This window comes from Streptomyces sp. NPDC053076 (assembly GCF_044546845.1).
Lineage (GTDB): Bacteria > Actinomycetota > Actinomycetes > Streptomycetales > Streptomycetaceae > Streptomyces.
Genome location: NZ_JBITZL010000010.1, coordinates 199,874 through 212,375, shown reverse-complemented (window position 1 = coordinate 212,375; position 12,502 = coordinate 199,874). Strand labels below are relative to the sequence as shown.

At 71.5% G+C, this 12,502-nt stretch carries 12 protein-coding genes; 8 read left to right on the top strand and 4 right to left on the bottom strand.

Features of this window, described 5'->3' with window-relative positions; all coding sequences use genetic code 11:
- The first annotated feature begins 74 nt into the window (after positions 1-74).
- Together ACIGYR_RS33330 and ACIGYR_RS33325 are read left to right on the top strand one after the other, a co-directional pair.
- Entirely contained in the window at positions 75-302 is a 228-nt protein-coding gene (locus ACIGYR_RS33330) for a hypothetical protein (protein ID WP_399606444.1), read from the top strand.
- 194 nt (positions 303-496) lie between these two features.
- Positions 497-928 carry an ester cyclase gene (locus ACIGYR_RS33325; RefSeq protein ID WP_391847630.1) on the top strand — a complete coding sequence of 144 codons (432 nt, stop codon included), beginning with the start codon at positions 497-499 and terminating at the stop codon, positions 926-928.
- 124 nt (positions 929-1,052) lie between these two features.
- Here the strand turns inward: ACIGYR_RS33325 and ACIGYR_RS33320 are convergent, their stop codons facing one another.
- The 3 genes from ACIGYR_RS33320 to ACIGYR_RS33310 all read right to left on the bottom strand — a co-directional run bounded on the left by ACIGYR_RS33320 (position 1,053) and on the right by ACIGYR_RS33310 (position 4,024).
- Positions 1,053-1,703: a hypothetical protein gene (locus tag ACIGYR_RS33320; protein WP_391847631.1), complete on the bottom strand. Its 651-nt coding sequence runs from the start codon at positions 1,701-1,703 to the stop codon at positions 1,053-1,055.
- Between the two features lie 113 nt (positions 1,704-1,816).
- Entirely contained in the window at positions 1,817-2,512 is a 696-nt protein-coding gene (locus tag ACIGYR_RS33315; protein WP_399606448.1) for a GntR family transcriptional regulator, read from the bottom strand.
- 156 nt (positions 2,513-2,668) lie between these two features.
- Positions 2,669-4,024, bottom strand: coding sequence for an aspartate aminotransferase family protein (locus ACIGYR_RS33310; protein WP_399606450.1), 1,356 nt, complete (start codon positions 4,022-4,024; stop codon positions 2,669-2,671).
- A gap of 231 nt (positions 4,025-4,255) precedes the next feature.
- Between ACIGYR_RS33310 and ACIGYR_RS33305 the strand changes: the two genes are divergently transcribed.
- The gene (locus tag ACIGYR_RS33305; RefSeq protein WP_399606452.1) at positions 4,256-6,880 is read left to right on the top strand and encodes a serine/threonine-protein kinase; all 2,625 of its coding nucleotides are present in this window, start codon (positions 4,256-4,258) and stop codon (positions 6,878-6,880) included.
- Positions 6,881-7,147: 267 nt separating this feature from the next.
- Here the strand turns inward: ACIGYR_RS33305 and ACIGYR_RS33300 are convergent, their stop codons facing one another.
- Positions 7,148-7,897 carry an SLATT domain-containing protein gene (locus tag ACIGYR_RS33300; RefSeq protein ID WP_399606453.1) on the bottom strand — a complete coding sequence of 250 codons (750 nt, stop codon included), beginning with the start codon at positions 7,895-7,897 and terminating at the stop codon, positions 7,148-7,150.
- Positions 7,898-8,158: 261 nt separating this feature from the next.
- Between ACIGYR_RS33300 and ACIGYR_RS33295 the strand changes: the two genes are divergently transcribed.
- The 5 genes from ACIGYR_RS33295 to ACIGYR_RS33275 all read left to right on the top strand — a co-directional run bounded on the left by ACIGYR_RS33295 (position 8,159) and on the right by ACIGYR_RS33275 (position 12,367).
- The gene (locus tag ACIGYR_RS33295) at positions 8,159-8,500 is read left to right on the top strand and encodes a YbaB/EbfC family nucleoid-associated protein (RefSeq protein ID WP_391847636.1); all 342 of its coding nucleotides are present in this window, start codon (positions 8,159-8,161) and stop codon (positions 8,498-8,500) included.
- Positions 8,501-8,573: 73 nt separating this feature from the next.
- On the top strand, positions 8,574-9,173 hold the full coding sequence (gene recR / locus ACIGYR_RS33290; RefSeq protein WP_225824805.1) for a recombination mediator RecR: 600 nt from the start codon (positions 8,574-8,576) through the stop codon (positions 9,171-9,173).
- Positions 9,166-9,828, top strand: coding sequence for a DUF5063 domain-containing protein (locus ACIGYR_RS33285; protein WP_391847637.1), 663 nt, complete (start codon positions 9,166-9,168; stop codon positions 9,826-9,828). The genes recR and ACIGYR_RS33285 overlap by 8 nt, the downstream gene beginning before the upstream one ends.
- 191 nt (positions 9,829-10,019) lie before the next feature.
- On the top strand, positions 10,020-11,291 hold the full coding sequence (locus ACIGYR_RS33280) for an aspartate kinase (RefSeq protein ID WP_391847638.1): 1,272 nt from the start codon (positions 10,020-10,022) through the stop codon (positions 11,289-11,291).
- On the top strand, positions 11,291-12,367 hold the full coding sequence (locus ACIGYR_RS33275; protein WP_399606456.1) for an aspartate-semialdehyde dehydrogenase: 1,077 nt from the start codon (positions 11,291-11,293) through the stop codon (positions 12,365-12,367). Before ACIGYR_RS33280 ends, ACIGYR_RS33275 begins: the two co-directional genes overlap by 1 nt.
- The last annotated feature ends 135 nt before the right edge of the window (positions 12,368-12,502 follow it).

Sequence of the window (12,502 nt, the reverse complement as noted above, 5' to 3'; positions counted from 1 at the left end):
CCGAAGCGCCCGTCGATCGGCCCCCGGGCATGATCGGCGGGCGTCATCGTGTCCTGCCCGGTGACAATCGGTACATGAGCGACCACCGGAACGCGCCATGCCGGGGACCGTACGGCGGTGAGGGCCACCAGGCCGGCGGCACGGACTGCCGCGACCCGGCCGTCTTCGAGGTGACGCGGCACGACAAACCGCCCCTGCTCGTGTGCCCGGTGCACCTCGGCCCGTCCCTGCTGATGGCGAGCGGGGTGCTGTGGCCCCCGGTGATCCATCTCATCGGCCGCATACCCGACCTGCGGCCGTAGCGGCCTCCAGTCGCTGCTCGACGGCATGGTCCGGCGCCGATCCGCTGTCACCCACCGCCTGGAGCCCCCCGGGGTGCCGGGCAGCGCCTGTTCGTCGCGCCGTGCCGGGAGCAGGACCGTCGACCGTGCGGCCACCCACGCCCGTCGTCTACAGTGCCGCGAGCGATGTCCGACAGCACAGGGGGAGAGCCGGGATGAGCGGAACAGACGAGGCCAAGAAGGTCGTTCAGGGCTTCTTCGAGGCTGTGAGTGAGAACCGGCCGGCGGATCTGCCCCGGTTCATGGCGGCCGACGTGGTGGACCACAACAAGATCATCCACGGTGAGGCGGACGAGCCGGGGGCGGCCTTCGAGGGGCTGCGCCAGCAGGCGGAGGCGCTTGCTCCGCTCACCGTGCAGGTGGACGAGCTGATCGGGGAAGGGGACCGGGTCGTGGCCCGGGTGACCCAGCGGGGTGTGCACAGCGCGGCGCATCCGCGCATGCCCGAGCCGACCGGCCGGTCCTTCGAGATCGAGGCGATCTGGATCTTCACCCTGGCCGACGGGAAGATCACGGAGATCCGCGCGGTGAGCGACCGGCTGGGGCTGTTCATGCAGCTGGGCTGGCCCCTGCCGCAGGCCGACTGAGCCGAGGGCGTTCCCGGGCCGCCGTAGGACCGCCCGCTCCTCCGGGTCCCGGCGGGGCTCACGACCTGAGCACCTCGGCCGGCATCCCCACTCTCCGCCCTTTCCGCACGCGCTACCCCGGCCCTCAGCTGAAGACGATCATCGATCCCTGGGCCAGGGAGCGGGTCGCCGCCGCGTGCAGGCCCAGCCAGACGTGGCGCTCGCGGGCGAAGGGGCTGGGGTCGTAGGGGGCCGGGACGGCCGGCTCCTCCAGTTCGGTGGGGGCCGCCGGCGGGGTCGGGGCCGCCGGCGGGTTCGCCGGGTCGATGCCGATGGTCGCAGCGACGTACTGGAGTTCCCTGAGCAGCGTCTGCGCGGATCCCAACGGGCCGCCGCCCGCGAGGAGTTCGTCGTTCGACAGCGGGTGCGGGAAGTCCACGGGGACGTACGCGCCCGCGTGGTCGTAGTGCCAGACCAGGTGGGACTGCTGGGCGGTGGACTCGAACATCTCCAGGAGTTGCTCGTAGTCGCCGCCCAACTCGTCCACCGGCGTCACCGGCAGCCCGCAGACCTGGAGCAGGTACGCCCGGCGCAGGAAGTGCAGGGCGTCGTAGTCGAAGCCGGCGACCGGGGCGACGTCGCCGGACAGGCCCGGCATGTACTGATACACCGGCACCGGCGGCAGGCCGGCCTCGGCCAGCGCCTTGTTGTACTGCGCGAGTTCCTCGGCGAAGGGATTGTCCGGGGTGTGGCACAACACGTCCACGAGCGGTACCAGCCACAGGTCACAGGCCAAAAGAGGGCTCCTCGCATCGGCGGGCGCGCGGTCACGCACGGCAGCAGGTGGTCAGGGCAGGGTAGTCGGTACGTCCGTGGGGCGGCTCCCCCCGTACGGGCCGTACCGGTCATCTACCCGTTGGTCAGGTGTTCCAGCAGTGCCAGCGAGTGGGCGTTGGAGGCGGCGACGAGCGTACGGGCGGTCTCGGCCTCACGCCGGCCCAGCGCGTCGACCAACTCGGTGTGCCCGGCCCACAGCCGGCCGCGCAGGTCGGGCAGGCGCAGCAGGTACTGCACCGCGCAGACCCAGGACTGCACGCGCAGGCGGTGCAGGAAGTCGCCGAGGTAGGGGTTGCCGAACAGGGCGCTCAACTCGCGCCAGAACCGGAGGTCGTAGCCGACGAGAACGGTGAGGTCGCCGGCGGTCGCGGCCCGCTGGGCCTCCTCGCCGCGGCGGCGCACGGTGGCCAGGGCCGCGGCCGTGCGCGGGTCCTCCGGCGGGGTCCGGAAGGCGGGGTGGCCGGCGGAGAGGGCCTGGAACATGCCGTCGGTGACCAGGCTGCGGGCCTCGATCATGTTCCGGTAGTCGGTGACCGAGTACTCGGGCACGCGGAAGCCGCGGTGCTGGTCGGCCTCCAGGATGCCCTGGGCGGACAGGTCGACCAGGGCTTCGCGGACGGGGGTGGCGGAGACGCCGTACTGGTCGGCGATCTCCTTGACGGTGAACGCCCGGCCCGGGCGCAGTCGCCCCGCGAGCACCTCGTCACGGAGCGCGTCCGCGATCTGCTGGCGCAGGGTGCTGCGCGTCACGGTGCCATTGCCGGGCATGATCGGTGCCTCTCTTCACACGTCCGGGTGACGTACTCGTACAGACTCGCGATCTACGCGGGTCCCTCTTGCTTACGAGCACGTCACCTTACGCGTTCGGACGGGCCCGGCGGCAGCCATGGTTCGGTCACACCGCGTCACCCCGCGCGGGGGTCGTCACACGGTGTACTCGTCCGCCACGGTCAGCGCGGCGTCGAGCGCGGCCAGGCCCTCCTTCAGCTCGGACTCGGTGACGTTGCACGGCGGGACGACGTGCGTGCGGTTCATGTTCACGAAGGGCCACACGCCGTGCTTCTTGGCGGCAGCCGCGAACGCGGCCATGGGGGCGTTGGCCTCGCCGGCCGCGTTGTACGGCACCAGCGGCTCCCGGGTCTCCCGGTTCTTCACCAGGTCCAGCGCCCAGAACATGCCGACACCGCGCACCTCGCCCACACTCGGGTGCCGCTCGGCCAGCTCGGCGAGGCCGGGGCCGACGACCGTCTCGCCCAGCCGCCTGGCGTTCTCGACCACGCCCTCCTGCGCCATCACCTCGAGCGTGGCGACGGCGGCGGCGCAGGCCAGCGGGTGGCCGGAGTACGTCAGGCCGCCGGGGTACGGGCGCTTGCCGAAGGTCTCCGCGATCTTCCCGGAGATCGCGACACCACCGAGCGGGACGTACCCCGAGTTCACGCCCTTGGCGAAGGTCATCAGGTCGGGGACCACGCCGAACAGGTCGGCCGCGAACCACTCGCCGGTCCGGCCGAAGCCGGCCATCACCTCGTCCAGGACGAAGACGATGCCGTACTTGTCGCACAGCTCACGCACGCCGGCCAGGTAGCCGGGCGGCGGCACCATGATCCCGGCGGTGCCGGGGACGGTCTCCAGGATGATCGCGGCGATCGTCGCCGGGCCCTCGAAGGCGATCGTCGTCTCCAGGTGCTCCAGCGCCCGGGCGCACTCCTGCTCCTCGGTCTCGGCGTAGAAGCGCGAGCGGTAGAGGAACGGCGCCCAGAAGCGGACGACTCCGGCGCCGCCGCTGTCGGAGGCCCAGCGGCGCGGGTCGCCGGTGAGGTTGATCGCCTGCTGGGTACCGCCGTGGTACGAGCGGTACGCCGAGAGCACCTTCGGGCGGCCCGTGTGCAGCCGGGCCATGCGCACCGCGTGCTCGACGGCGTCCGCGCCGCCGTTGGTGAAGAAGATCTTGTCCAGGTCGCCGGGGGTCCGCTCGGCGATCAGCCGGGCCGCCTCCGAGCGCGCCTCGATCGCGAACGCGGGCGCGAAGGTCGTCATCTTCGCGGCCTGCTCCTGGATCGCCGCGACGACCTTGGGGTGCTGGTAGCCGATGTTCGTATAGACGAGCCCGCTGGTGAAGTCCAGGTACCGCGTGCCGTCGTAGTCCCAGAAGTACGACCCCTCGGCGCCGGCGACGGCGAGCGGGTCGATGAGGTCCTGGGCGGACCAGGAGTGGAACACGTGTGCACGGTCCGCGGCCTTCACTGCGGCGCCGGCTTCGGGGCTGGGCTGAGGGGTCATGCCCGCGAGGGTAAATGTCCGCGATGCGGAAGCGACATCGGCGTCTTGTTCCCTGGACGGGGGCAATCCGCGACAGGTTGTCCACGGCCGCGGGCGGGAGCCCGCTCGTGCGGCGGCGCCGACGACCTGGGCGAGCCTGTTACGGAACCGTAGACAGCGGTCCGGGGCCGCCGCCGTACCGGCGCACTATTGTCGGTCGTTGCGGAACTATGGGGGGAAGGCGGCGCGGGGATGGAGAAGCTGGGACCGGGGGATCAAAGGGCACTCCCGGCCGGAGGCTGGGGGAAGATCGGTGCCTACCGGCTGCTGGCGCGGCTCGGCGCGGGTGGCATGGGGCATGTGTACCTGGCCCGGTCGGACCGGGGGCGCACCGTCGCCGTGAAACTCGTCCGCGAGGAACTGGCCGAGCAGGAGGAGTTCCGGGCACGCTTCCGGCAGGAGGTGCAGGCCGCGCGCCGGGTCGGCGGGCACTGGACCGCGCCCGTGCTGGACGCCGACACCGAGGCGGCCGTGCCGTGGGTGGCGACCGGGTACGTGGCCGGGCCGAGCCTGCAACAGGTCGTCGGGCATGATCACGGGGCGCTGCCCGAGCGGTCGGTACGGATCCTGGCGGCGGGGCTCGCGCAGGCGCTGAAGGACATCCACGCGGCCGGGATCGTGCACCGGGATCTCAAGCCGTCCAACGTGCTGGTGACCATCGACGGGCCGCGCGTGATCGACTTCGGGATCGCGCGGGCACTGGAGACGGCGACCGGCGGCGGGGAAGGGCTCACACGGACCGGGTCGCTCGTCGGGTCGCCCGGGTTCATGGCGCCCGAGCAGGTGCGGGGGGACCGGATCACGCCGGCGTGTGACGTGTTCTGCCTCGGGTCCGTGCTCGCCTATGCGGCGACCGGGGCGCTGCCGTTCGGGGCCGCCAACAGCGGGGCGCACGCGCTGATGTTCCGGATCGCCCAGGAGGAGCCAAATCTGACGGGGGTGCCGGAGGGGATCGCCGACCTGGTGCGGCATTGTCTGCGCAAGGATCCGGGAGCACGGCCCTCGCTGGACGTGATCCTGGAACGGACCGGGGTGGAGGACACCGTGGTCGGGGGGCGGTCCCGGGATCCGTGGCTGCCGAGTTCGCTGGTCGCGCAGTTGGGGCGGCATGCCGTGCAGCTGCTGGAGGTGGAGAATCCGGAGCGGGGTGCGGGGGCCGGGGCGTCGGGGGCCGGTGCCGGTGCCGGTGGCGGGGCGTCGGGTGCCGGTGCGGGTGCCGGTGGCGGTGTTGGTGCTGACGTGGCGGGGGACGGTGCGGTGGATTCGTCGGGTGCGGGTGCGTCCGGGGAGGGTTTCCCACCCGCACCGCCCGTGCCGCCATCGTCGTCGGGTGCGGGTGGCCCCAGTGGGGGGCAAGCGCCGTCGGCGGATGCGGGTGGTGCCCTGGCGGGAGTGCCGTCCGGTGGTGCCCTGGCGGGAGTGCCGTCCGGTGGTGCCGGGGGAGTGCCGTCCGGTGGTGCCGGAGCCGGAGCCGGAGCCGGGGTGCCGTCCGGTGGTGCCGGAGCCGGAGCCGGAGCCGGGGTGCCGTCCGGTGGTGCCGGAGCCGGAGCCGGAGCCAGGGCGCCCTTCGGTGGTGCCGGGGTCGGGGCGCCCTTCGTTGAGGCTGGGGCGTTCTCAGGTGGTGCCGGGGGCGGTTCGCCGGCCGGTGGTGTCGGTGATGGTCAGGGTGTCGGCGGTGGGGGCTCTTCCCGTGGTGACGGTGTGTCCCCTGAACACACCGCTGTTTCCGACGGGGGGTCGGTGGGGGTCGATCGTCTGCCCACCGTCGCTTCCGCTCAGCCTCCGCCGCCCAGCATGCCCCCGGCGCCTCCCCGGCTCGGGGCCGGTCCGGGGCAGGCGTACGGGACACCGCATCCCCAGCAGCTTCCGCAGCTCCCACAGCAGCCTTCCCAGCTCCCGCAGCCTTATCAGCAGCCCTCTCAGCAGCACGCGCGACCTGCACAGCAGCCCCCGCACTTCTCTCCGCCTCCACAGCAGCCCCCCTTCTCTCAGGTCCCGCACCAGCCCCCCTTCTCTCAAGCCCCACAGCAGTCCCCGCAGTTCTCCCAGTCGCATCAGCACTCCTCTCCGCAGCAAGCGCAGCCCTCACATGCCGCCGCCTACGCGTATCCGCAGCAGGCCGGTGTCGGGGGCTGGGGAGCGGGGCCGCAGACGTACAACCCCTATGGCGGCGGGCTCGGTTCCACGCCGCCGTACGGCCCGCCGGGCGTGGGGATGCCGGCGGAGCCGGAGCGGCGCGGTGACCGGTCCACCGTGCTGCTCGTGGTGATCGCGCTGGTCGTGGCGCTGGGCGCGGGCGGCTCCGTGTACGCGCTGATGAAGAACGGCAGCGGCACCGACGACAAGGGCGCGGGCAAGGGCGGTCCGGCGCCCACCGCCGTCTCCGGGCCGCCGTCCGGCTCCGGCGAGCCCACGCCGACCGGCTCGGCGCCGTCCCCGTCCGCCTCCACCACCGGCGCCGGAGCGGTACCGGACGCCTATCTGGGCACCTGGCGGACGACCATCGACAACGCGGGCGGATCCAACGCCCGCGAACTGACCATCCGGCAGGGCGAGGTGGGGGACAGCGTCCTGACGCTGGTCGCGGACGGGCCGACCGAGGGCGGTGGCTCGTACCACTGTGTGTTCGAGGCGGAGCTCGCCGAACAGCCCAGCGGTGACGGGCCGCTGAAGATCGGCCCCTCCACCGTGACCACCGGTGAACCCGCCTCCTCCTGCACCCCGGGCGAGGCCACCGAGGTCACCCTGCTGCCGGACGGGCGGCTGAAGCGGGCGAAGGCGAACGGCGGGGAGAGCTTGACGTACAGCAGGAGGTGACCGGGGCGGTGACCGACTCCCGTCATCGTCGGGCTGGTTGAACGGCAAGCGAACGGCCGCGGACGGGTCCCGCCGGGGTCCGTCCGCGCGCGTGCCGTGACTCCCGTCATCCGACTGCGGGGAGTGGCGGCGGGGCACCCACATTCAGTGGCTGAGCACGGAGAACGCCGTCGCCATCGGGACCGCGGTGCCGGGCATCGGGGGCCGCCGTCCGGCTCCGGCGAGCCCACGCGCTGGTGCCGGCGGCCGTCGCGGCACCGCCGGTTCCTAGCGCGGCTCCGGTGGCCTTTGCCGGGGCATGTTCGGGCGGCTCCCGTTCGCCGGCGGCAGCGGGAAACGGCCCCCCGGACCGCCCGCCTCCTGCCGTGGCACCGACGCCACCGCCGTCTGGATGCCCAGCGGTGCCGAACCCGTGCGGAACTCCACCATCCAGTCGGTCGTCTCCGTGCGCACCAGCTCCGTGATGTCCTCCGAGAAGCGCCGCAGTACCGACAGGCACCGCTCGGCCGCCTCGCTCGCCGTGCCCTCCGCCGGTCCCAGCACCTCCCGCACGCTCTCCGACGCCCAGTCGAACTGCAACACCTGAAGCCGCCGCTGCACCGCCTGCGCGGTGGCCACGTCCCTTATCCAGCCGGAGGTGACCCCGAAATAGCGGTCGATGCCGACGCAGGTGACCCCGAGCAGCAGCGCCAGACAGCCCAAGGGCGCCACCCCGCCGGCCGCACCGGTGAGGTCCAGCAGGGGCAGTGCCGCCCCGGCCACGGCTCCGGACGCCGCCCCGACCCGCAGCACGCGCGCCCCGCGCCGCTTCCAGAGGCGGTCCCGCAGATACCAGGCGGCGGTCTCCAGCGCCCGGCGCTCCACCCATCGGTACAGCTCGTCCAGTCGCTCGGCGGGCTCGCCCCAGTCTCCGAGCGGGAAGGCGCGTCCGGTCAGATCGGCAGGCCGCAGCCCGGCCGCACCCTCGCCCCGCCCGTCCTGAGGCGGACCCTCGGGCTGCATCTCCGGCTGACCCACCCGGCACTCCCTACTGCTCACGACCGGTCACGTTGCGTGACATTCCATGCCGACGCGCGGTCACCTTCCTACCGCCCAACGGGTGGCACAGAGGGAGCTTTCCCGACTTTTCCGCTCGGAAGAGGGCCTTGATCAGGAATACGACTGCCGTCGTTCTCACTCGAAAGAGTGGCGGGGCAGTGACCGCGTGGACCACGTAGGCTCAGTGACGACGGAGAAAACGTCGGAGACGACGACGCGGAAGACGGCGAGGAGCTGATCGTGATCCCCGGTGGCCAGCCCAACATGCAGCAGTTGCTCCAGCAGGCGCAGAAGATGCAGCAGGACCTGCAGCGGGCGCAGGAGGAACTGGCGAACACGGAGGTCGACGGGCACGCCGGCGGCGGTCTGGTGCAGGCCACCGTCACCGGTGCCGGTGAGCTGCGCGCGCTGAAGATCGACCCCGAGGCGGTGGACCCGGAGGACACCGAGACCCTCGCCGACCTGATCGTGGCAGCCGTACAGGCGGCCAACGAGAACGCGCAGACGCTCCAGCAGCAGAAGCTCGGCCCGCTGGCCCAGGGGCTGGGCGGCGGCAGCGGGATCCCCGGCCTGCCGTTCTGACGCCTCCGGCTTCCACGCGGAGCCGGGCGCCGACTACGGTACGTACCGACAGGTCTCCAGGAAAGGCAGTCCGTTGTACGAAGGCGTGGTCCAGGACCTCATCGACGAGCTGGGACGGCTGCCCGGCGTCGGTCCCAAGAGCGCGCAGCGGATCGCCTTCCACATCCTTCAGGCCGAGCCGACTGACGTGAAGCGGCTCGCGCAGGCCCTCCTGGAAGTGAAGGCGAAGGTCCGCTTCTGTGCCACCTGCGGCAACGTCGCGCAGGAGGAGCTGTGCGGCATCTGCCGCGACCCGCGCCGCGATGCCTCCGTCATCTGTGTGGTGGAGGAGCCGAAGGACGTCGTGGCGATCGAGCGCACCCGCGAGTTCCGGGGCCGCTATCACGTGCTCGGCGGCGCGATCAGCCCGATCGAGGGTGTCGGACCCGACGACCTGCGTATACGAGAACTTCTCGCGCGGTTGGCCGACGGGACGGTCACGGAACTGATCCTGGCCACGGACCCGAATCTGGAAGGCGAGGCGACGGCGACGTACCTCGCTCGCATGATCAAGCCCATGGGCCTGAAGGTCACCCGCCTGGCCAGCGGCCTCCCGGTGGGTGGCGACCTGGAATACGCGGACGAGGTGACCCTCGGCCGCGCCTTCGAGGGGAGACGACTGCTAGATGTCTGACGCCACGCTGCACGACTCGACGCAGAATCCGGACGATTTCGTGGTCCAGATCGCGGACCAGGTCGAGAGCTTCCTGGTGGCCGTCACGGAGGTGGCGAGGGGCGACGAACCCGGATCGACGGTCCCCTTCCTCCTCCTGGAGGTCTCCCAGCTCCTGCTGGCCGGCGGCCGGCTGGGTGCCCACGAGGACATCGTCCCCGACGATCGCTACGAGCCCGACCCGGGCCCCGAGCCGGACGTGGACGGGCTGCGCGAGAACTTCGCCCGGCTGCTGGAACCCGTCGACGTCTACTCCGAGGTCTTCGACCCGTACGAGCCGCGCAAGGCCCCCGTGCCGGCCCGGATCTCCGACGACCTCGCCGACATCATCACCGACCTCCGGCACGGCATGGTGCACTACCGCGCGGGCCGCACCACCGAGGCGCTGTGGTGGTGGCAGTTCTCCTACTTCTCCAACTGGGGCTCGACGGCCTCCGCGGTGCTGCGCGCCCTCCAGTCCGTCCTCATCCACGTCCGCCTGAACCAGCCCCTGGAGGAGCTGGACGGTCTGGACACCGATCAGGCGGACATCGGGGACGAGACCCTGGAGTTCGAGGCGGGCCGGGTGATGGCGCAGGAGATCGGCGCTCCGCTGGGCATCCGGCGCGGGGAGTAGCACCGGGCTCCGCCTGGTGTGAGCACCGGGCTCCGCCTGGTGTGAGCCGGGGCACTTTGTCGCGTGGTCCGCCGAAGGCTGGGCAGGTGCCGGACGCGGGCGTCCGATGTCTCACCATGCGGGAGCAGGGTGGTGGAATTCGGACGCTCGATAGACTGAGCCGACATAAACGAACCGAGCGAGGAGCGCACGTGGGCCTTGTCGTGCAGAAGTACGGAGGCTCCTCCGTAGCCGATGCCGAGGGCATCAAGCGCGTCGCCAAGCGGATCGTGGAAGCGAAGAAGAACGGCAACCAAGTTGTCGTCGTCGTTTCCGCGATGGGCGACACGACGGACGAGCTGATCGATCTCGCCGAGCAGGTTTCTCCGATGCCTGCCGGTCGGGAGTTCGACATGCTGCTGACCGCCGGAGAGCGTATCTCCATGGCTCTGCTGGCGATGGCGATCAAAAACCTGGGCCACGAGGCCCAGTCGTTCACCGGCAGCCAGGCAGGCGTCATCACCGACTCGGTCCACAACAAAGCCCGGATCATCGACGTCACGCCGGGCCGGATCCGGGAGTCCCTGGACCGGGGCAACATCGCGATCGTCGCCGGGTTCCAGGGCGTCAGCCAGGACAAGAAGGACATCACCACGCTGGGGCGCGGCGGGTCCGACACGACGGCCGTGGCCCTGGCCGCCGCCCTCGACGCCGAGGTCTGCGAGATCTACACCGACGTCGACGGCGTGTTCACCGCCGACCCGCGCGTGGTGAAGAAGGCGAAGAAGATCGACTGGATCTCCTTCGAGGACATGCTGGAGCTCGCCGCCTCCGGCTCCAAGGTGCTGCTCCACCGCTGTGTGGAGTACGCCCGCCGCTACAACATCCCGATCCACGTCCGGTCCAGCTTCAGCGGACTTCAGGGCACGTGGGTCAGCAGTGAGCCGATTGGGGACCAGAAGGTGGAGCAGGCCATCATCTCCGGTGTCGCGCACGACACCTCCGAGGCCAAGGTCACGGTCGTCGGTGTGCCGGACAAGCCGGGTGAGGCCGCCGCGATCTTCCGGACCATCGCCGATGCCGAGATCAACATCGACATGGTCGTGCAGAACGTGTCCGCCGCCTCCACGGGTTTGACGGACATCTCCTTCACGCTGCCGAAGACCGAGGGCCGCAAGGCCATCGACGCGCTGGAGCGCAACAAGCCGGGCATCGGCTTCGACTCGCTGCGCTACGACGACCAGATCGGCAAGATCTCCCTGGTCGGCGCCGGCATGAAGACCAACCCGGGGGTCACGGCCGCCTTCTTCGAGGCGCTGAGCGACGCGGGCGTGAACATCGAGCTGATCTCGACCTCCGAGATCCGGATCTCGGTCGTGACCCGCAAGGACGACGTGCCGGAGGCCGTCCGCGCCGTGCACACCGCCTTCGGGCTCGACTCCGACACCGACGAGGCCGTCGTCTACGGAGGCACGGGCCGCTGATGGCACCGACCGGCAAGCCGACGCTCGCGGTCGTGGGAGCGACCGGGGCCGTCGGCACGGTCATGCTCCAGATCCTGTCCCAGCGCGCGGACATCTGGGGTGAGATCCGTCTGATCGCCTCTCCCCGCTCGGCCGGCCGCAAGCTGGCCGTACGCGGGGAGGAGGTCGAGGTGGTGGCCCTGACGGAGGACGCCTTCGCCGGGGTCGACATCGCGCTGTTCGACGTCCCGGACGAGGTCGCCGCCGAGTGGGCGCCGGTCGCCGCCGCGAGCGGCGCGGTCGTCGTCGACCACTCCGCTGCCTTCCGGATGGACCCGGACGTGCCGCTCGTCGTGCCCGAGGTCAATCCGCACGCGATACGGTCCCGTCCGCGCGGGATCGTCGCCAGCCCCAACTGCACGACCATGACGATGATCGTCGCCCTGGGCGCGCTGCACGCCGAGTTCGGCCTGCGTGAGCTGGTGGTGTCGTCGTACCAGGCGGTGAGCGGGGCCGGACAGGCCGGTGTGGAGACGCTCCGGGCCCAGCTGTCGCTGGTGGCCGGGACCGAGCTGGGCACCAAGCCCGGGGACGTACGGCGGGCCGTCGGGGACGACACCGGGCCGTTCCCGGAGCCGGTCGCGCTCAACGTCGTGCCGTGGGCCGGGTCGCTCAGGGAGGACGGCTGGTCGTCGGAGGAGATGAAGGTCCGCGACGAGTCCCGGAAGATCCTCGGCCTGCCGAAGCTGCCGGTCGCCGTGACCTGCGTGCAAGTTCCGGTGGTCACCACGCACTCGCTGACCGTCCACGCCCGCTTCCAGCGCGAGGTGGGCGTCGACGGCGCCCGCGAGATCCTCGCCACCGCGCCGGGCGTGGTGCTCTGCGACGATCCGGCCGCCGGCGAATTCCCCACCCCCGCCGACGTGGTGGGCACCGATCCGACCTGGGTCGGCCGCCTGCGCCGGACGCTGGACGACCCGACCGCGCTCGAACTCTTCGTGTGCGGCGACAACCTGCGCAAGGGCGCCGCGCTGAACTGCGCCCAGATCGCCGAACTGATCGCGGCGGAGACGGCGGAGCCGCCCGGCCGCACATGACGGCTTTGTAGGATCCGTGTAAGAAGTGTGGCCGGGAGCATGGTCCACACCACTTGAACCGTCCCTCTTGGCAGCAGAGGATTTCACTCCCCGCCTTCCGCAACCGTACGGAGGGCGGGGAGCGTCTTTGCGGTC